We start from the raw sequence: 21,517 nt of genomic DNA on the forward strand, positions 1-21,517 counted from the left end.
TTCAGTTCCGTAATGGTATGTTGACTAATATCTGGTAATGCATTCGTGTGAGTTCAAGATCGCTCGGCAGGCCTGAGACCAGGCGGCAAGTTGCGTGTCCGCGGTCAGGCTCGTCGGCCTGTATCGCACTGCGCCCAAGAATGTCTGTGCTCGTTCTGGTGCCTGCTGGAAACGACGTTCTTGACGACGTACGAAGTCCGTTAAATGCCTGAGTTCTTCCTCGCGAGCAGGACGCAATAAAGCACGATGAAAGGCACGCTGTAGAAAGTCTTCGAGCGTCGGATTTTCGACACCTTGCAGCAGCTTATCTGCCATCGCCACCGACGCCTCGACAAAGGAAGGGTCGTTCAGCAAGGTTAACGCTTGTTGCGGGCTATTCGAGAGAGGACGCTCAGCAACGCACTCATCGCGAGCGGGTGCGTCGAAATTGGTTAGCATGGGATGTAAGAAGGTGCGCTGCCAGTGCGTGTAAACGCCTCTTCGGTATTGCTCATGCGCAGGACTGGTCGGATAGGAGCGTCCTGGAGGCGAGATTATTCGCCAATGCCCTCGCGGCTGATAGGGAAGTATACTCGGTCCGCCGAGGTAGCGTTTCGAAAGTAAGCCAGCGATTTCAAGGGCGTTGTCACGCAGAACTTCTGCTTCCAAGCGACGAGCAGACTGCTGGGCTAGCAAGCGATTGTAGGGATCGACTACTTTCAAGTCGTCTCTAATTGCAGCAGCCTGCTGATAGGTGTTACTAAGTACCATCAGCCGAACGATGTGCTTACGATCCCAGCCGCTGTTGATGAACTCGCTCGCCAACCAATCGAGTAGCAGCGGATGACTGGGCCATTCGCCCTGACTGCCGAGATCGTCGAGCCGGGAAGACAAGCCCGTGCCAAAAAACTGCTGCCAGGTGTAATTGACAAAGTGACGAGCCGTGAGTGGATTGTCCGGCGAAGTTATCCAACCGGCGAGATCAAGTCGCGATTGCCTGTGGTCATCTCCCATGGTCTTCGTATCTGTGCTGACTAGGAATTCGGGGGGCCTGGGCTTCACGAATTCACCCTCTTTGCTCTGCCAGTCGCCACGTGGCAACACGCGACTGCGCCGGCGTTTTGCTTCTTCAACCGGCTGCGCAATCATCGTCATGGCGAAGCCCGAGTGCCGTTGTGCTACGAGCCGCAGGGCCTTCCGAAATGCCTCGGGGTAGCGAGTCTTGGGAGTTGTTGACAGAAACCACGCTGCAAAAGTGGCTTGTGCTGGAGACCCTTCAGCTTTCAACCGCTCGCTTACCGCGGGCTTGCCAGCGACATTACGGACGAAAGGAGAGAATGAGACTCGCACGCGGCCTACGTCAGCGGATCTAAGAGTTACGAATAAGGAATCCCCATCTTCGAGAGTTACTGGGCGCTCAAAATGGTACACGGCCGTATGCTTCAGGCGCGCCTCGTCGGAGGGCAGTTGCCATACTTCTGGACCGCTAGCCCAACGCTTGCCCAGGTATTCTGGAATGCGGCTCTGTTTGTATTCCATCGGTCGTTTGCGATCAGCAATCGCCCAGGCGATTTCGAGCTGCTGATTTCTCGAGCGAAAGAGCTTGTCCGGTGGATTGATGCTGACCTTGGGAGTTGGCAGGTCTGGCTTGGTCTGCCACAAAGTATTGCGCTCGGCATCAAGCAAGATGACTCGATAGCCGGTCAGTCGCGAACCGAGCTTCCCGTCGGTTCGATTCCAAATACGAACTTCCTGAATCGCATGTTCACCTGCTAGATTCAATTCCCACCAGGAATGCGATTCTTTATTCGTATGCGAAACGGAGTTGGAGCGTTTCATGTCTCCGTCCGTAATGCCGTCGATCGCTTTGCGGGCTTCGCCACCAGGATAGGTGCTGGACTGTCGGGCAACTCCGGCCGGGGCGACATTCACCATCTGCCCGTCAGCTTGCTTCACCAACACTTCCACTTCCGCCAGAGATAAGAACTGCTGATGCGGCAACTCGATTCGAACATATCTTGGCAACGCTACGGTGGTGGCTGGCGTGTCGCGCTGAGCTTTGGCAACCCTCGTGATTTTGGGAACCGAAAGCTCGAAGTGACCGTCCGCTTGTCGACCGACGAAACCGCCATGACGTTCGTCCGGCAAGACTTCTAACCGCATCGAGACAATGGGAATCGAAGTAGGGGCATGTAGCTCCAGAGTAATATTTTCCGCACCTGCAGGGTCGCCCTCGAATAGCACGCTTTGATCTTCGAGCAGCGTTGTCTTGGTCGCACCTGCACTCTCTACTTTGGAAATCTTTGCCGCTTGCCACCCCTCCGGATTACTTTGCAACCAGGACTTGAGTTGCTGGGCCCATGCTTTCATCTCGGCTGACGTACGCTGCTTTTCAGGAACCGCCGCTGCCGCGAGGTCTTCTACTACTGCTTCGCGTTCCAGCAAGGACGCCCAAGTCGAGGCAGAGTCGATGCGCATCTCTGGAGGAAACGGGTGATGGTTTCCGAATCCATCCAGTTCTGGGTTCGGCGTGTAGTCGTTCGGCGCATAATCGTAGTCGGCATAGATTCCCCACTGCCGCAGATCGTCGAAATAAGCTCCCAGTGAATAGAAGTCCTTGATCGTGAAAGGATCGAACTTGTGGTTGTGGCACTCGCAGCATCCCGTGGTCGAACCGAGCCATGCCGTCCCCAGCAGACGAACTCGGTCAGCCGTGTACTTCGCTAAGTACTCTTCAGGCTGTCCGCCACCTTCGCGGGTCATCATGTTGAGGCGAAGCACCCCGGTAGCCGCCAATTGCTCGGGGGTTGGATTCGGGAGCAGGTCACCCGCCAACTGATCACGGGTAAATTCATCAAACGGTTGATTGCGATTGATCGAGTTGATCACAAAGTCACGATACGGATAGATGTTATGGTTTTGATCGCCGTGGAAGCCCACCGTGTCAGCGAAGCGCACCAGATCCAGCCACCGAATCGCCATGCGTTCGCCAAAATGTGGGGAGCTTAGTAGTCGTTCCACTTCCCGAGCATAAGCGTCAGGAGAATCATCATGGAGGAATCGCTGGACTTCCTCGGGTGTCGGAGGTAAGCCGATCAAATCAAGACTCAGTCTCCGCAGGAGTGTTCGCTTGTCGGCTTGCGGGCTGGGCTTTAAGCTTTCGCGACCGAGTCGATCGTAAATGAAGGCGTCGATTTCATTACCGATCGGTAGCTGCACCTTGGGGACGCTGGGTCGTTCGATTTTGGTGTACGACCAATGTTGTTCGTATTCGGCCCCTTGTTCTATCCAACGTCGGATTAGAGCTTTGTCGTAAGAACTGAGTTGGTGCAGAAAGTCTTCCGGCGGCATTTGCTCACCGTCACCGAGCCCCATGATTCGTTGGTAGACTTCTGAATCTTCCGCTTCACCTGGAACGATGCCGGTACGTGTTTCATCTGACAGCTTGGAAGTTGCTGCCTTGAAGGAATCGATACGGAAGCCCGAGTCATTCGCTTCATCATCTGGCCCGTGACAGACAAAGCAAGTCTGCGACATGATGGGCCGAATGTGCGCATTGAAGGTTACCTTTTGGGGCAAACGCTCATCCGCCGAAGTGCATTGCTCAAAGATGGCCAAAAGCAGTAGACAAACACTAACTCGCATCATTACTTTTCTATTCGCCTGATTGATTGGATCGGCTGAGGTGTGTGTACGCCTATGGTGCCGTAGCATCGACAAACCTACTTCGTCTTCAGAGTCGTTGACGTTGACGAACGCCATTTCGGGCCAAGCTCTAGGTCTTCACGGATCTGCCTAAGAGTTGGCCGGGGATTTTCTGTCTTCTGCAAAGTGATTTTTTGATCTGAGTTGCGGTCTCGATCTGTGATAACAACCGTGAAAATACTCTCGTCTGAATTATAGACGAATACTTCACATCCGGTTGCGGAACTCACTTCTAGGTGGTCTTCACTGGAGAAGATAAGTTGGCCTTCGAGGGCTCCTGCCGTGGGCACGAGTTCAATCAAGACAGTATCGTCCGTAGTTCGCACATTCGCAATTTCCGCAGCCCCCATGCTCATATGCAAGTTGGAGCCGATTAGGGTGGGGCGAGAAGCTGAATCAATTGGCGTCAATCGCAGAAGTCGAGAGCAGTATTTCGGCACGCTATCGAACTCATAGGAAAGGTCCTGAATGCCGTGATATTTCTCCTCCCAAAATGACCAGACATGAAATTTCTGGTCTGCTGTTTCTGCAGGCGCGCGATCTATTTTCAGATTTTGAGATTCGTGATGATCGGGATTCCAAGTCACCATCGAGATCCACTTGCCCCAATCACGGTTCGCAACGAACCCAAATTGCGAGTTCAGCACATCCGTACCGCCTGACAAGTTGTAGCCTTTCTCGGGCGTCACTGGGTGCATAATCTCTAGCATCCTCAGTTTGTTCTCTGTCAGAAAGTGAGAATCGTTGAGAAGGTCGGACACCATCATCGTCCCGCCATAGAGCGAAAGGATGCCGTGGAAAGTTTGGACGGTGTCCATGTTCTGATAGTGTTGTGCCTTCTTATTTTGACCAACAAACCGAGGGTCGAGGAGCGCATTGCCCGTGTCATCAATGCGTGTCACGTCGGGGTCACAGGCGATCAGTCGGTTGTAGAATGACGCACAGCCAATCTGCAGAATGGGAAACCATGAACCGTGAACGTTGGATGGTTTGCCAAACTCATTGGGGGGATAGCAGAAGGCCCACTTTTGATTGCTGTCGGTTCCTATGCGCGTGGCATCAGCGATACCCAGCACAGCTCGCGCTGGTCCTCCGTTGCAGGCCAGCAGATAGCTCTCCTCACCGATGGCATCTCGCCATAATTGATATTGACGACGTTGCATTTCAAAACGGGTTGCTTTGGGGTCCCAATAGCCGGATTCAATATCCGCCACCAAAGAGAAGTCTGTTTTGAAGTAGCGGTAACCCTGGTCGTAAAGCCGCTTCAGTTCACCCGTCATGTACTCGGCTGCGGCAGGTGACGACGGGTCGAGTGAACCTGTCGTTGGCTTGCCGATTCGGGCTCCCACATACCACGACTTGTCGAACGCACGTACTCCATGGCCTCCTTGACCACCGAAATGCACTAGCCGACCGTCGATAATACGTTGGGAGTTTGGTGTGGCCGGGCATAGCCACACACCCGGCATCACGTTGGCTTCACGGAATGCGCTGGCCAGTGCCCCCATGCCACGCTTGAATTTACCATTCGCGTGCCACCGATGCCTTCCTATCGACCAGCCCTCGTCAACTTGGAGGGTCTGGAAGGGATAGCGATCCCGGTGCTTAGCCACATAGCTGGCGACCTTCTGGCAGTGCTGTTCCGTTACATGAGCTCCGGCACAGTACCAGCTGCACCAGCCAAACAAAGGAGGAGTATCGCGTGGCTTGAAGGTCGTTCGCAAATACTGTACGACCGCTTCACTTGCCGATTTCCATGATGCCGTGGATACCAAGATGGTCTCGCTGGAACGGCTTTCATCTGGTTCTACCAGAACACCGGTCATTTCGCTGGTCACGTCGATTCTTAACTGCTCTCTATTTTTCGGAGTGTGCAGATGAGTCCAGACCCAGGAGACATCGCCAACTGCGCTAATGCTTAGCCCTGATTCACCGTGGTTGGTATATAGCGTGAAATCCTCTTCGTAGGGAATCTCACGGACTGTGTCGTCCGGGCTTGATTGGTCTGTGCGTAGTTGTCCTCTCTCGATGAGGTCGTGCAACGTGTCGTAGTAGCGAGCGTATTTCAAGTAGCGTGACGCGGTCATCCATGCCGCAGTGCTTCCGTCGACTTGTAGCGCGCCGGGTGGTGTGTCAATCAGAAAGAAACGCCGGAGGCGAATGGGCTTGTCGCTACGATTCGAGAATTCGCAGCGAAGCGTACCGCCGGGATGATTTTGCAATTGCGTTATCTGGTACGCCAACTGATAGCCACCAGGATGGCTCCAAAGCAGAGTCGTCGCGCGTCCTGGGCCCAACGGTGTTTCAGTTTCGTGAACTTCGCTTTTATGCGGGGGTCCAACGATTCGCCAGTCGATTAGCTTATCAGACGAATCAAGCAACTGGACGCCTGGGCGGACATCTTGAATGGCGACTCCTTCACCGTGGATCGAAGCAACACCACGGTCCCTATCGATTTTGATCTCGGCAATCGCCGCATCATCAACGGTGAAGACGGCAACAAGGAGAACAACCGGCATACCTACACGAAACATGGGTGAGTACCTATCAGAATATCTGTCTAAAAATCGCAAATAATGCCTCGTGTCGAACACCCGAACTGGATGTTTATTCCCAAATATTGTGCATAGGGTAGATGACTAATTCTTTGACTTGAGCATCGCTGCTGATCGCGAAAGTAGGCCCCGGATCGGTGTGCAGGGAGCCCATCGAATAAGCTGCTTCGCCCTTGTTCCAAAAGCACTCGGTTATGCCGCGATCGATTAGAAACCGGGCGTGCAAGTCTCCCCGGGGATGAAGTGACATAGCTCCGTTGTCGTTTCCATTTTTCGTTCGTGTGAGCTGCTTTGTTGACGTGTCGAAAACGAACCCATGCTGCGAGAGCGTGACCTCCACCTTAGCTTTTTGCTCATCCTTCAATACCAGGATAATGTCGTATAACCCCTCCTTCGGCAAATTGTTGAGTTGCTCCTGGCATTCGCTGCCGCTTACGTTTTGCACACGAACGATTGGCTCGTCACGCAGTTCTTCTACTTCTTGGGCCGGTTCGTAGTGCAACACGTCATCTCCGTTGATTGCCCGGAGCGTCATGCGCAATGGGAGCGTGGCACAGCTGTTGAAGGGCTCATCGGGAAAACGTGTGCCGGCCGCCCAGCCCATCATGAGATGCCTGCCATCGGGCTCGTTGGCGAACGTGAGTGCTCCGTAGAAGTTGGGACCTTGATGAGCGCGGCGTATTGGCGTGACAGGCGTGAATGTCCGGCCATCGAAACGGCCCAATTGATAGGCAGATCCAATTTTCGTCGGTGGCTTATCAAACGCCTCGCTATTGTAGCCCCCGTACAGCAGCCAAAGGTCTTCCCCAGTTGTGGGGGACTTCATTTGTAAAAATTCAGGGCACTCATTCCAACCGGGAAGCACGCTGACCTGCTCCCACTGCTTCAGGTCTTTGGAGCGCAGAATTCTATAGGTGCGCGGTTGGCCGACAAATAGAATCATAACGAAATGCTGCGAAGGCTCGTGCCAGATAACTTTCGGGTCGCGATCACCTTGCCCCATATTGTTCACGATCGGATTCTCGGGATAGCGCTGCCAAGTTCTGCCTCCGTCGGCAGTCGTCGCTAAATGCTGTGAGAAGGGCGAAGTCCCCGAAAAGAATAACGCCGGCGTTGGCACGGGACGATTGTCGTTGATGCCGGGAAATTCCTGCTCGATAACCATTGCGGTGCCCGAGAAGATGTTTCCCACAGCATCGGGATGCAACGCAATTGGCCATTCTTCCCAGTGCAGTAGGTCACGGCTGACCGAATGCCCCCAGTGCATGTCGAATCCTGTCGAGTGGCCGCTCATCGTCGGATTCGACTGGTAGAAGAGATGGTAAACACCCTCGTGGTGGTGCGTGCCGTTGACGTCATTCATCCAACCCATTCGCGGGCTGAAATGGAACCGTGGTCGGTATGGCCCTTCGTACGCCTTGGGATCAACGAGCTTCTCATTGCTAAACTTCAATCTCTCTAGCACTTTTGCGTCAATCGAACGGTATCGCAATGTTACCTGTTGCCCCCGGAACTCGCTGACGTCCGCGCTGTACCAGAAGTCAGGGTCCTGCCCTTCAGCTGGAAACATTAGTCGCAGAAAACGAAGGACTCGACCGTCCTCTTCAATCGTAAATTTTGCCACCCCAGGTTGTTGACGCTTTTCCCGATCTAGTAGCGGAAGTTGTAGATAGTCACCGTCAATGCGGACCACTCGTGTGCATTCGACGGGTCTGGGTACCGGCTTGTCTGTGCCACGAAAATCGTCAGCATTAATATGGCCCCAGCCTCCAGTGGCATGATCGAAGATCTGCAGTCGGGCGATCTTGCCTTGGTACTTCTTCACATCCGAGCTAACAATCACCATCGTTTCGCTATCGACACCAGTTGCGAGTTCAACAGTTTCGCCCCCCACCAGCAGTTTCACGCCCACCTTTCCGGGCAACTTTCCAGCTCCAATCCGGAACGTGAGGTAAGGATGTCGAATCGTAAACTCGCGAGAAGTCAGCGTGCCAGTCAGCCGATCTCCAGCGATATCGCCTGCTTTTCCAGCCCGGCCGTTGAATTTCTCGTAGCCGCCAATCCACCACTTTCCCTGAAGATTGCTAGACTCCCGTCCTCTTGCTTTTGGGTTATCTCCCTTCGTGGGTTGGATGCGGAAGGCCTCGCCCTCTGCTACCCAGCCCTCCAGCGTGCCCGACTCGAAGTCAGAGTTAGGGAACAAGAGTTCGTCTGCTTGCGCGGCTGAGGCAAGAAGAGTGAGCAAGCAGATTGATAGCATCTTCATAGTAGCTTTCCAAAGTTTGTAGGGAGGATGTTCGGGAATAAAACTATTGCGCTCTGGCACGCTTTGGTGGTGAGTGATCGAAATTCCATATCGTTTGCACTTCAAAGAGTTTAGCCTCACGGAGATTCGCTTCACCTTTGACCATTAGCAATCGGACTGGCTGCGGGACATCAGGAGGGAACGTGGTGAAGGTCATTGTGGCGAGGCCGTCGTTAACGAAAACTTCCAGCGAAGTCGCGTCTGCTAACACACGGAGGCTGCTCAGGGGCTGTTCGAGCTTGACGGTTCGGTCCCTGATGCTAATCGAATGTTGGGTGAGAGAAATCGGCACGCCCAACACGTCGAACAGTATTTGACCTTCTGAGAAAATTGAAAGCTCAAGCTGCAAGTCATACGAGTGAGAACCGACACCCAACTCTTCGATTTGCCCCTCAGTCAGCGCAGCTTGCTTGAGGCCTTCGCGCTTTCCATAGAGTTGGCTGATTTCACAGATTGGCTGCTTGCACAATCGAAGCCTGCCAGCAACGCGTCGCAAAGAGAGTGACGTTGGGAAACTATGCTGCTGGTCGAAGGGCATACCCGGATATTTCCCGCCCCGGATCCAGCAAATCTGAATCACGCGGCCATCAGAAAGATGCTTCCAAGTTTGATTTGCTGACAATGTATCTTTGCTGCCGTAATCAAGCGGCAGTGCTTCCCCGTGAGGCGAAAATCTCGTGCCATCGAAAGTCCCCGTTGTATACTTGGCCCAGTCCATTGCTACCCAAGCTTTCGACTTTTCTCCTTGAATCGGAAGCTCGAAGACATCTGGACAGACATAGAATCCTGAAAGATGGCTTTGTCGGGTCCATTGCTTTAGGTCAGGAGACGTGAAGATCGAAAAACCGCCTTGTTCGTGCGCGGATACTCCTCGTAGCTTTTGTGCATTAAGATTCTCGTACAACACCATGACCCAACGCTGCTGTTGCTCATACCACATCACATGCGGGTCGCGAGCAGATAGCGGGAAGGAACGCTTCGCATCGTGACGCAACTTGAGTACTGGATTCCCTTCGTAACGTTTCCAACTCATGCCTTGATCGTTGCTGAACGCCAAGCATTGGCCCTCGCCCCAACTCGTGAAGACAGCAACCAGCGGCGGAGCTTCGCCAGTCTGCAGACCACTTGTGTTGTCGTGGTCGATAACAGCACAGCCTGAAAAGGCGGGATGTCCGTTGGCGGGGCTTATCGCGTCATTCAGTTGATTCCAATGAATCAGGTCGGTGCTAATCGCATGCCCCCAACGCTTTGCGTTGATGGGCCCTGCTTGAAAGAAGAGATGATACTTGCCATCAACGTACACCAATCCGTTGGGGTCGTTGATGTAACCCTTGGCAGAAGTGAAGTGAAATTGCGGACGCAGTGCCTCACGGTACAGTTCGTTAGCAAGGGCACTTGAGCATATGAAGGCAGAGGCGATCAACGGCCAGATGGTGAGGCTGCTCCTGTTGGTGCTAAAGATGTTGCCCATAGTTCTTTGCTCACAGCATCCCGCGGGCTAATTTCCAGACCATTTTGTTTACTTGAACGTCACCAGCTGATATTATCAAATACAGACGATCATTCATATTTGATATCTCAGGCTAATCATCCGTCAGGGCCGAAGCAATGGCTGAAACTCAAAAATCCCAAGCCACCAGCCTCCATCGCGGCCTGTCTGTCTTGGAGTTCCTAGCGACAGCTCAGCCCTCAGCCACGATTGCCGAGCTGTCGGAACGCCTCGGTTACCCAACCGCCTCTCTCTATCGCATTGCGTCTGTGCTAACCGAAATGGACTACCTCGGACGCGATCCGACGACGAAGCGATATCATCTCACCAATAAGATGCTCCGCTTTGGACAACCACAGAGTCAACAGCGCGGCTTGGTCGAGGCGGCAGCCCCAGCATTACGTGGGCTTTGGAAATCAACGGGCGAAACTAGCCAAATCTGCTGCCTTGCCGATACCGACACGGTTGTACTCGAACAGCTTATCTCTGTGCATCCGTTCAAGTATTCGACCAACATCGGTGCTCGAACTCCCAGCTACAGTTGTGCTCCCGGAAAGGCAATGATCGCCTGGCTGCCCGACGAACTACAGGAGAGTTTGATTACAAGGCTCAAGTACAAGCGATTCACTTCGACAACCATCACGAGCCGAAAGCATTTCCGAGAGGACATCAAAGCAATTCGTCGCCGAGGCTATGCGATTGATGATGGAGAAGGCCTGGAAGGCATTCGATGCGTTGCTGCGCCAATACTCGACGGCAACGCTTGTACTGCTGGAGCCATTACCATTGCGGCACCAGCTTCAAGGTTGCCGGATCAAACTATTCAGGCGGTAAGCAAAATCGTGATGCAAGCCGCACATGCCGCAGGCGAATCTTATCGATAGCTCTCCCTCCGAACCGGTGAGTAGGTAAATGGCATCCATTCTTGGCCGTATCTGGAGTTCCCACGATGAAAAAAGCCAAGTCAACGCTGAGAAGACAACTTCGCTACGAACCGCTCGAACAGCGTCAGTTGTTAACGACTTTTTATGTCGACGACGTTGCCACCAACGGGGCTGGAACCTTTGCGAGCCCGTTCAATACGATCCAAGCGGGAGCGAATGCGGCCCATGCGGGCGATGCAGTGCTGATTCGGGGTGGCACGTATCGCGAGACAGTCAGTGTTCCTAGCAGCGGAACTTCAGCGGCCCCCATTACTTTTCGCGTCTACAACGACGAAGAGGTTGTCATCTCCGGTGGCGATTCAATCGGGGGATGGACGCTCGCCCCGACGGTTGGCCCAGACGTTTGGGTTGCGAATGCCCCCTGGAACACCAACGGCAACACCGACGCGAATACGTTCTTCGTCGATGGCGATATGAAATACGAGGCGCGGCTATTTGCCGAGAACGACTTTCTCGACCGCCACGACTGGGGACAACATTCGCGAAGCGATTTTGCGAGCGACTTCTCAAGCATCACGCTCTCACACCTCGCCGGCTATGGCGACGATTATTGGAATGGAGCGACGCTGAACTTCGTGCAGCAATCCGTGGAGATTGTTGACTACCAGTCAGCCACCGGCAAATTCACGTTTGCCAACAGTCTCAACCCGAGTGCGAAGAACGACTGGTACTTTCACTACATCAACGACACACTCAAGGTGCTCGACAAGCCGGGCGAGTGGCATAAGCAAGGCAGTTCCCTCTACTACAAGGCAGCTCCAGGGGAGAACCCGAATAATCTTGAAACCGAACTCAAGAGCCGCCCCTTCGCCTTTCAACTCGGTGGCCGGTCTCACATTACCCTCGAAGGGCTAGTCCTGCGGGGTGCGAGTATCGATACCAATTCGGGCACCAACTTTCTCTCCCTGAAGGACAATGTTCTCTACGCTTATGACCGTGCTAACTTCGGGCGGATGTTTTTCGAGGGCGACAATTACGATGTTCGCGGTAACGAGTTTTACGAGACGTGGAATCAGACGTTCTCCACCACCGGCGATAACCATGTGATCGTCAATAACTACTTCCATGACATCGGGCTGACGCCGCTGAATCGAGTTCTCGGTACCACAGGCGCTTCCGACACGGCGGAGGATTTGCTCTTTAGCCGTAACACTGTGCGTAAATTCTCGCGGAGCGTGTTCGATGGTTATCCCAACAACGCGGACATTAGCTACAACCTGTTCGAGCAGGCGGGGACGTTGACGCTCGATACGGGCGTTTTCGACAGCGATGGGGGTAACGGGAACAGTAGCCAGGCTCAGATTCATCACAACGTGTTCCGTGACACCGACACGCACGACATCTATATGGCGTTTTACGGACGCAATGACAATGCGGTCATTCACCATAACATTATTTACGACTTCCAGTCCGCGGCTCTCGAGGAATTCCGCGCCTTCGGAACGAATTTCCGACAGGTGTATCACAACACGATCATCAGCAACACGCCGCCCAACGGGCGAATTGGTTCGACCCTGCCCGACGCGGTAGTGCAAACGCGGTACAATAACAACCTGCAAATCTCGCTGATTAACACCGAAGCATTGGGCGTCGACACGCGTGGCAATCATAACTTCAAGCCTGGCGATTTCGTCAACTTTGCGGGTGGAGACTTACGCCTGCAAGCCAGCTCAGTGGCCGTCGATACTGGCATTGTGTTGCCGGGGATCAACGATGGCACACACGGGTCCATGGTATTTGGCGGCGAGGCCCCCGACGCGGGTGCGTTAGAACTGGGCCAAGCGATGTGGGACGTGGGGCACGATTCCGCCAACCCACCCAACCCCAACTACAGTTGGACGCCGCTACCGGGGACAAATCTGGCAAGTAACAGCCTGCTGCGAGACGGAATGGATGACTGGACCATCCTCGCCGGAACGACCGATGCTCAAGATCGAAACTCTTGGAACCTGCAACAGTCGGGCGCCGCGCTTACCGGATCCTTCCGCACGAAGAGCATCGAATTCTTGCCAGGGGCGGCAATCAGTAAGACCTACACGGGGCTCAAACCGAACACGACCTATACGTTCGGAGCGGTCGCCCGACTGGCCAATCGACTCAACAATGCTGACGACTATGACAGCTCCTCGGGATCCATCACCACCGGCACGCACCGCGGCGAGGACTACATTACCGACATGACTGCCGGAGAGTGGGTCCGCTACAGCGATGTCGACTTCGGCGAGCCAGGCCAGTACGACCGACTCGACTTTCTGCAAATCCGACCGCCTGGAAAGTTCGAGACGTCGATCGACAACGTCGGCATTCAAGTTCGCTTGGGTAGTCCCACAGGGCCACTGCTGACGGAGATTGAGCGTGTCCGAACCGGCACGCCGGGTGATCGCTGGCGAGCGGACCGAGGTGAGTTCTCTGGCGTTTCTGGTTTGCAAGATTTATATGTCTCGGTCAGCGGTGCCAATTCATCCAATCTGGGGATCGGTAGCTTCCGCTTGCTCAAGTCAGGCGTACCGGCGGAGGATCGGTTAACGGCTCGCATCAGCTCCCCGGGTTCTTTGACGCAAGTCTCGCGGCTGGGGAGTGAGGATTGGATTGGCGGATACGAAGAGATCACCTTCACGACCGGTCCGACCGCGACCGAGGCCACTGTGGAGTTCAGCAACGACGGTCGGCTCAATGCGTATCTCGATCGTGTGTTACTTGTCGAGAGCTACAGCACGCGCGGCGATCAGCCTCGCGATATTTCCAGCGGAGCAGTGGGCTTCAGATCGATTGATGCAACCACTGCGGCTGTCGATGGCAACTTGACCGACGGCTTGGCGGCCACGGAAACGGTCGGTGGCGATCATGTGGGAAGTTGGGTGCAGGTGGACCTCGGGCAGCAGCAAGCGATTTACGATATTAGCCTAGCGGCACCGCAAACCGCCCCCGGCAGGCTGAGCAACTTCCGTGTTTCGGTTTGGTCGAGCGATCCGCAAAGGGGCGGCACGGAATTGTGGGGGCAGGATTTTCTCACCGATAGTCACTCGCTCGACGCTGGTGAGGTGCTCAAGATTCAGGCCGACAGCATCGGACGCGATGGCCAAACGCGGCTCAACTCCGCACAGGGACGCTTCATTAGGGTTCAACTCTTGGGCCCCAACAGCGCCGGCGGCAATCAGATCGCGCTGGGCGAAATACAGATCAACGGGTACGACCTGAGTAATCTGACCACCACCGACAGTATCGCTTCTCAATCCTCAACGGCTGGCAATAACACCGCCGACTTGGCTGGGGATACCGCCGCGGGAACCTATTCGGAAACGCTCGCCTCTGCCACCAATAGTTGGTGGCAGACTCGCTTCGTGCAGTCGCTTGGGATCGGCCAGATCGAGATTACCAATCGCGACAATGCGTCGTTCTCCGACCTGAGTAACTTCAAAGTCTCCGTCTGGGATGAGAGCCCGGCCGACGGTGGCACGAAGCTTTGGGAGAAGGATTACTTTAGCACCGGCAGCCTCGGACGCGGGGAGACGCTACGAATCGATGGGGGCGAGGTGAGCGACACCTCAACGCGGCGGCTGGGCTCGGTTCACACGGGGCGCGTCGTGCGGATCGAGCTCTTGGGCACCAACAAGAATGGCAATGGGCGGCTTGCGCTGGAGAATGTCCGCGTTGCGGCCAGCTTCGACTCTCCGTCCTTAGGCAATGTCGCCCAGCGGGGCATCGCCTCCCAGAAGAACGATCATTACGGTGACGGTGGTGGGAGAATCGGTGCGGGCTCAGCCATTGATGCAATCGACGGAGATATTTCGACCGTGTCCAACTTCACTTCCGCCAAGAGCGAACCGGGGGTTTGGTGGCAGGTCGAGTTGCCCCAAGAGACACCGGTCGAGCAGATTGTCCTTTACAATCGCACCGACTCGGCAAGTCGGCTGAACAATTTCAACGTGACCGTCTGGGACGGCGATCCAGAGGGCGGGGGTACCGAATTGTGGGGCCAAACTTACAACTATTCTTCCAGCGCGCCGGTCTTCTCCACGGGCTCCTTCATCGGTGCTGGCGGGGCGTTGATCATCGATGGCAGCGATACTGATGGTGGACTCCGGTTAGACGATGTTCAAGGTGCCCGCTATGTGCGGGTGCAACTCAACACCGCCAATATTCTCTCGCTTGCCGAGGTGCAGGTTTGGACGCCCGTCGATATGGTTGATCTTCCCGGGCCAACCACTTCAGCCAACCTCGACCTGGGGACTCCCTTCTCCCCTGTTCACAACAGTAACTGGCAAGGCGTTTCGCCCACGACCTATGGTGATATTTGGTGGTACGGCCAGCCGAATTCTGATTACCAACTCGCAGCACCAAACAACAACATCAACCGCGATTTTGTCACTAGCACTGAGGAGGCGACACTCAATGTCCGCGTACAGCCCGGTGTCTATCGCGTCACGCTCAACATGGGCGATGCGGATAACGACCGCGACAATATGCAGGTGTGGGCCGAGTCGCAACTGATTTCCAACGACATCGACTCGCCCGCGGGGCAATACAGCTACGTGTGGGAAAATGGTGCTTCGAGTACGCCCCGCGAATTCGACGTCGAGGTTTATGATGGCATCCTCAGCCTGAAGTTCGACGACACGAGCGACGTAGCTGGTGCCGCCCCAGGTTGGGTGCTCAATAGAATGTCTCTCACTCGAGTGGCCGACTTACCCACCGTCGTCAATCCGTTTCTTTCGCAATACGACTATGACCTGGGCACCAGCACTTCACCTCTCGAAGGCGGCTTTGGGTTGATCAAGCACGACACCTATGGTGACATCAGCTGGAGTGGCACGGTAGCATCTGAAAACCGCAACACCGGCAGCGACCTGAACCGTGACTTCGTCTACGGCAGCTCAGCAGCAACATTAGAACATTCGGTCTCAGACGGCATTTGGGATGTCACGGTCAACCTGGGGGATGAAGATCTCGCCCGTGACAACATGATGGTTAGCGTTGAAGGGCTCGTGCAACTGGCCGATGTCGATACGGCGGCGGGTGAATACCTGGAAACAACCTTCCGAGTGATCGTCTCTGACGGCAGCTTGAGCCTGCAGATGGATGACAATGGGGGCGTAGATAACGAGTGGGTACTGAATCGTTTATCCCTATCTAAGGTCAATGATTTACCGATTGCTCCTGGAGACTTTAATGCCGATCTAAAAGTTGACGGTGAAGACCTCTCGCAGTGGCAGACTCAGTACGGAACGCAAGGTGCAGCTGATGCGAATCTCGATGGACAGGTGTCAGGGCTGGACTTCTTAACATGGCAGCGTAACTTCGGAATAGGGGTTCCAATCGTCACGACGTTGGTAGACGCCAATATCGGGAACGGTTCTTTTGAAGACCACACCGGATCGACAGGACTAGCGGTCAATGAGAATGAGCAGCAAGCGCTTTCCACCGGTGGTACACCAGCAACGATTCCAAGTTGGACGCTCAATGCCAGCACGGGCATCGGTGGCTGGAAGGCGAGTGACCCGAATGTCGCTTCTGATGGCACGGCTTACGCAGTTGCCTATGACTCGGCGGAGGTCCTACTCACTTCGTCGACGCTGACTTCTCATGTAACTGCTGAGGGAGATGAATATACGCTGGAATTCGATACCGGTAGTAGCAACGGTGCACCACGCGTCTATGATGCGAGGCTGATCTTTAATGGAGTAACGCGTTCTCTAGGTAGCGTCATCGACACAAACACGGTTTCTGGCATTCCCAGCGAATTCTTAATGACCCGCAGCATTCAGTACACGGCTGTGGCGGGTGATGTGGGATTTAGTCCGATTGTTGAGATCTTCATAAATAATCAAGGAGGACTTTCAAAGAGCTATCTCGACAATGTTGTGTTGATCGTAAGTCAAACAGCTACTGGACCGCTGGAGCAGTCTGTAGCTTCTTCTACTTTGAGCATCACATCGCCGTCGTCGGTTACATCGACTACAGCATTGAACGAATCGGAAGTAATCCCAGATGCCGCTGTTGCAGCCTATTATGAATTGCTGACACAGGGAACCAAAGAATTATCGGAAGCACGATCTCAAGATAGCACCATCGATCCCCAAGTCTATTCTCATTCTCCTGACTCACCTTTCGTGTTGCTCCAACCTCTGCGGCGTTCGCAATTGCGACCAGAGTGGCCAGACGAACGAGATAAGACAGACGCCGCTGAAGCTGAAGAAGTAGTTGATGTTGTATTTTCATTGGACGAATGGAATCCAACCTTCTGATGACTCCACTTGAGTACGATCAGTATTTAGGGGATGCTAGCGATCCGCCGATTTTACAGAATATTTAATCTATCCGTCTCTACACTAAGCGTATCACGAAAATCAGGTATGGCTCAACTTCCCATCATTGTAGGAATTGGAGAAACACTTTGGGATTGTTTTCCTGATCGACAATGCCTAGGTGGTGCACCGTTGAACTTTGCTTGCAGTGCGGCGGAATTGGCCCAGTCTTCAGCACAAGTTTCCCTTGTAAGCGCTGTGGGTACTGATGAACTGGGGCGTGAAGCGCTTGCCAAGTGCGCTTCCTACGGTGTTGATGTTCGTCACGTCACAAATTTGCAGCGTCCCACAGGACAGGTTTTCATTGAGGTGGACGCGAATGGCGTGCCGTCCTATCGCTTCAAAGATCACGCCTCTTGGGACCACCTACCCTGGACTAGCGATTTGGAGAACCTCGCTAAGCAGTGCGATGCAGTTTGCTTCGGAAGCCTTGGGCAGCGGAGTGAGGTTTCGCGGCAGTCCATCCAGCTATTTGTCAGCAGCGCACCCAAGACAACGCTCCGCGTTTTCGACATTAACTTGCGATCGCCATTTATTGACTTCCAGGTGATCGACCAGTCGCTGCTACTAGCCAATGTCTTAAAACTAAATGACGAAGAATTACGCATTCTTGCTCAGCGATACGATTTGACTGGCAGTGAAGCAACATTGCTTTCAGCAGTATCGGCTCGATTCCAACTGCACACGATAGCTCTTACAAGAGGAGTCAACGGATCGATGTTGTGGTCGCACGAGACGGTTTCGGAAAGCTCCGGCACATCTGTCAAGGTCGTTGATACGGTCGGGGCTGGCGACGCGTTCACTGCTGCACTTGTGTTGGGCCTGTTGAGCAAGGAGACGCTTCACATGATCAACAACCATACAAGCCAGGTGGCTGCCTACGCATGTTCTCAGCCCGGAGCAACGATGGCGTTTCCAACTGATCTGCGCGTGAGTGCGAGTCGATGATCAAGAAAACAGGTTCGCAATAGTCTATTTATAGCTTACCACAACGCAACATACTGCCATCTTATCGTTCCAAGCATCTACTGCCGTCAGAAGTTTCACAAGCTTCTTTCTCCATACTAATCTGATTTCCAATGGCACTCTCTACGAAACTAATATTCAGCGCTGTCGTTGCTGCACTCGGTGGTTTTCTCTTTGGATTTGACACGGTTGTTATTTCCGGAGCGGAACAGAAATTCCAGTCGCTCTGGGACCTCAACGACAGTCTTCACGGCTGGGCAATGAGCTCGGCGCTATGGGGTACTGTCGTGGGCGCTCTGTTGGGCAGTGTTCCAGCAGATCGCTTCGGTCGCAAAGCGACCTTAATTTGGGTTGGCTTGTTCTTTCTTGTTTCCGCCGTTTGGTCTGGGTTGGCAACGGATGTGTATTGCTTCATGATCGCTCGCTTTGTTGGCGGCCTCGGGGTAGGAGTATCAACAGTTGCAGCGCCGCTGTACATTGCTGAGATCGCACCAGCCGAGAAACGTGGGTTTCTCACCGGTCTTTTCCAGTTCAACATCGTCTTTGGAATTCTCGGTGCTTTCCTTTCCAATTCCCTGCTCGAGGGGACGAGCGAGGATGATTGGCGATGGATGCTCGGCATCGAGGGATTTCCGGCGGTGATCTACACGATCGCTGCCCTCTTCATTCCCGAGAGTCCGCGTTGGCTGATCGGCATTCAAAGTCGACGCAATGACGGCCAAGCGGTACTTGCGGAGATAGCACCAGAAGCATCCGACGAAGAAATCACGAGTATGGCGGACGCGATTGAGGCCGCGTCAAAGGCCGAAGTTAAAGCGACCGGTGGAGCCACATTCCCCAAACAATTGAGGGTTCCTATTCTATTGGCGTTCCTCGTGGCATTTTTCAACCAGCTTTCTGGGATTAATGCCATTCTCTACTTCGCGCCACGGATCCTTGGAATGGCGGGGCTAAGCGATCCGCGCATGGGACAGGTAGGCATCGGACTGGTGAATCTTGTCTTCACAATGGCTGGACTGTGGATGATCGACCGCGCTGGTCGCCGTACTTTGCTAATCATTGGATCGCTTGGATATATCGCATCACTAGCGATTGTTTCGGCTACGTTTTTTGTCAACGAACCCGCCCTCAACGTCGCAGGAGACGCCTTAGCGCTCAAAAACGCTGAGGAAACATTGCAGCATGCCGAGTCTGAGGGAACAACAGGGGAAGTCTTTACATCCAGCAGGAGAAAGTCGGAAGACGCTCGGGCAACCTTCTTGAAATCGATAGCCCGAGATGATTATCAAGGCGAGCGAATAGGACTCAACCCTTCTGCCTCCAGCGAGGATATCATTGCGGCAGCGGATCAAGCAGCAGGCGAAGCCACAGAGCTCGTTGGCGACGGAAGCATAATTGTATTGCTGGGCATTTTTGCGTTTATCGCATCGCACGCGATTGGGCAGGGCGCTGTGATATGGGTACTGATCTCCGAAGTCTTCCCCAACGAACACCGCGCCATTGGCAATTCGATTGGTAGTGGCACCCATTGGGTCTTTGCAGCACTGATAACGCTTTTCTTTCCTACGTTGGTTAGCTACTTTGCTCCCGGGTATGTTTTTGCCTTTTTCTGTTTCATGATGGTAATGCAGCTCGTCTGGGTGCTCACTTCCGTCCCCGAGACAAAGGGCGTTCCACTTGAGCAAGTCGAGCGAAGTTTGGGAATCTCACAACTTATTGCCCCGTAGCTTATTGCTCTCCACGCATCCTCAGCGATACACATTCCCGCATCGAATGGTTTCTTCGACGCTGGAAAGTTGATCGAAGTACCTCCCACTCACTGACACCCAACAGCCGATTGGTATCCAATCGGGGGGTACTCGCGATGCCAATTTGGTGACACGTTCCTCAGCATCAAGTCAAGCATTGAGTATACTCTTCTCCTTGGTGACGCACGGTCAGTAAACGGACATCGCGGAACGGCCGATTGACCAATCGAGAACGTTGGCGAGCGAGTCGCAGCGCGACACCGCTGCGAGTTCAGCGAATTGCCAAGTGAAGGAAGTTGCATCAACTTCGCTGAATTCCGCAGTGAGCTAGGGCGCAGAGGTCGTTTTCCCCGCTGCGCCGAAGGCCGAAGCCTTCCAGACAGCGGCTGATGCATCCGCTGACTCCAAGGCACTGCTCTGACTGCACGAGGTCGTGTTGCCCGATTGGAGATATAGTTCGGAACTCGATCAGAATCAGTATGGTCTTTCTCAACGATACCGACTTCACTCTACTTCAGAGTGCGTTGAGCGGGCTCTCAGTTTGATGTCATATTCTATACGGCTTTCAACTTGGAAACTTCGAGCGACTCGAATTGACAACACCCGTTGGAGTTACGATTAGATTGTCGAAGTCGTCACCCGAGGAGGTGATCTCCTCCGCTGGAATCGGACACTGGAGGAACGCCGAACTCGATGTACCTGCGGTGATATTTCGGAGCGAGAAATTGAGTTTGGTGCGGGCGACCGAAGCGCCACAATCGTCAGCCCATGAACTTCTGAGCGTTCACCAAACTATTACTCGTGTCGTGCATTTTCGCTTTCGGGTAGTCGAACAACTTGTTAAATGTACGTACAAAGTGGAACTGGGTAGTGCCCCAAAGTCGGCGAGTGGAGTTTGTCTCGATTGCCCGACGCAAAATATTAAGTAGTTGCTTTTCCACTGCCGGATTCTCGTGGCCAATCTCGCCGACACGCCAGATCAAAGGACAGAAGTATTTGCCGACCGTTGAACCGTCGAAATTTCGTTGGGGACGATCCCGCGTCCATTCGGGATGCCTGGCCCACTTGTAAATGAGCTAAAGCAGCGGCATCACTGCTGACTCACCGATCTGCTTCAATGCATCATGGGCAAAGTGATCAGGAAAAAGCACGAGATTGCTCAATTCAGTGGCCCCCCGCCAGCATTCGATCTAGGATATTGATCCAGTATTCCGTTTTATGGTCGACCGGCAGGCGCCTCAGTTTTGCCTCAATCTGCGACTGGACTTCATCATCAATCATTTTGACTGGCCGACCGTCCAAATAGTCGAGGCTTCCGAAGTATCCATCGGTATGTTCTACGCATAGTTGACAGTCAGCAGTAGTCGGCAGCGGTTCAAGTGACCTTCCCCCCCATAAACAGTACCAGCGTTTTGAGGGGAAGGTCAGAATCGTCCTGCGCAAACCCGCGCTGAGCCAGCAACGAGATCGATAGTCCGCCAAGCGTTGCGGAGGAAATGAATTGAAGTCGTTGCATCGTGG

9 protein-coding genes are annotated in these 21,517 nt (G+C 53.9%); 4 read left to right on the top strand and 5 right to left on the bottom strand.

What is annotated here, in order from left to right; translation table 11 throughout:
• Nucleotides 1–24: 24 nt before the first annotated feature.
• The 4 genes from RIB44_09345 to RIB44_09360 form a co-directional block, all read right to left on the bottom strand.
• Nucleotides 25–3,516, bottom strand: coding sequence for a DUF1553 domain-containing protein (locus RIB44_09345; GenBank protein ID MEQ8616784.1), 3,492 nt, complete (start codon nucleotides 3,514–3,516; stop codon nucleotides 25–27).
• A 185-nt stretch (nucleotides 3,517–3,701) separates the two neighbouring features.
• Nucleotides 3,702–6,218 (bottom strand): hypothetical protein, encoded by a 2,517-nt coding sequence (locus tag RIB44_09350; GenBank protein MEQ8616785.1) that lies wholly within the window; start codon nucleotides 6,216–6,218, stop codon nucleotides 3,702–3,704.
• 73 nt (nucleotides 6,219–6,291) lie between these two features.
• Nucleotides 6,292–8,505, bottom strand: coding sequence for a glycoside hydrolase family 32 protein (locus RIB44_09355; protein MEQ8616786.1), 2,214 nt, complete (start codon nucleotides 8,503–8,505; stop codon nucleotides 6,292–6,294).
• A 43-nt stretch (nucleotides 8,506–8,548) separates the two neighbouring features.
• Complete coding sequence (locus tag RIB44_09360) at nucleotides 8,549–10,015, bottom strand: glycoside hydrolase family 32 protein (GenBank protein ID MEQ8616787.1); 1,467 nt, start codon at nucleotides 10,013–10,015, stop codon at nucleotides 8,549–8,551.
• Nucleotides 10,016–10,152: 137 nt separating this feature from the next.
• On the opposite strand from RIB44_09360, the gene RIB44_09365 reads away from it, so the two are divergent.
• From RIB44_09365 to RIB44_09380, 4 genes are all read left to right on the top strand, one after another.
• Nucleotides 10,153–10,917 carry an IclR family transcriptional regulator gene (locus RIB44_09365; GenBank protein MEQ8616788.1) on the top strand — a complete coding sequence of 255 codons (765 nt, stop codon included), beginning with the start codon at nucleotides 10,153–10,155 and terminating at the stop codon, nucleotides 10,915–10,917.
• A 65-nt stretch (nucleotides 10,918–10,982) separates the two neighbouring features.
• On the top strand, nucleotides 10,983–17,222 hold the full coding sequence (locus RIB44_09370) for a carbohydrate-binding protein (protein ID MEQ8616789.1): 6,240 nt from the start codon (nucleotides 10,983–10,985) through the stop codon (nucleotides 17,220–17,222).
• 108 nt (nucleotides 17,223–17,330) lie between these two features.
• Complete coding sequence (locus tag RIB44_09375) at nucleotides 17,331–18,230, top strand: carbohydrate kinase (protein MEQ8616790.1); 900 nt, start codon at nucleotides 17,331–17,333, stop codon at nucleotides 18,228–18,230.
• Nucleotides 18,231–18,361: 131 nt separating this feature from the next.
• Nucleotides 18,362–19,975: a sugar porter family MFS transporter gene (locus RIB44_09380; protein ID MEQ8616791.1), complete on the top strand. Its 1,614-nt coding sequence runs from the start codon at nucleotides 18,362–18,364 to the stop codon at nucleotides 19,973–19,975.
• Nucleotides 19,976–21,371: 1,396 nt separating this feature from the next.
• On the opposite strand, the gene RIB44_09385 is transcribed toward RIB44_09380, so the two are convergent.
• A complete protein-coding gene (locus RIB44_09385; GenBank protein ID MEQ8616792.1) occupies nucleotides 21,372–21,512 on the bottom strand; it encodes a hypothetical protein in 141 nt (46 codons plus the stop codon).
• Between the last annotated feature and the right edge of the window lie 5 nt (nucleotides 21,513–21,517).

Source organism: Lacipirellulaceae bacterium (genome assembly GCA_040218535.1).
GTDB lineage: Bacteria > Planctomycetota > Planctomycetia > Pirellulales > Lacipirellulaceae > Adhaeretor.

Coding starts and splice junctions, on each gene's coding strand:
- RIB44_09345 (MEQ8616784.1), bottom strand. CDS start 3,516: ATGTCGCAGACTTGCTTTGTCTGTCACGGGCCAGATGATGAAGCGAAT.
- RIB44_09350 (MEQ8616785.1), bottom strand. CDS start 6,218: ATGTTTCGTGTAGGTATGCCGGTTGTTCTCCTTGTTGCCGTCTTCACC.
- RIB44_09355 (MEQ8616786.1), bottom strand. CDS start 8,505: ATGAAGATGCTATCAATCTGCTTGCTCACTCTTCTTGCCTCAGCCGCG.
- RIB44_09360 (MEQ8616787.1), bottom strand. CDS start 10,015: ATGGGCAACATCTTTAGCACCAACAGGAGCAGCCTCACCATCTGGCCG.
- RIB44_09365 (MEQ8616788.1), top strand. CDS start 10,153: ATGGCTGAAACTCAAAAATCCCAAGCCACCAGCCTCCATCGCGGCCTG.
- RIB44_09370 (MEQ8616789.1), top strand. CDS start 10,983: ATGAAAAAAGCCAAGTCAACGCTGAGAAGACAACTTCGCTACGAACCG.
- RIB44_09375 (MEQ8616790.1), top strand. CDS start 17,331: ATGGCTCAACTTCCCATCATTGTAGGAATTGGAGAAACACTTTGGGAT.
- RIB44_09380 (MEQ8616791.1), top strand. CDS start 18,362: ATGGCACTCTCTACGAAACTAATATTCAGCGCTGTCGTTGCTGCACTC.
- RIB44_09385 (MEQ8616792.1), bottom strand. CDS start 21,512: ATGCAACGACTTCAATTCATTTCCTCCGCAACGCTTGGCGGACTATCG.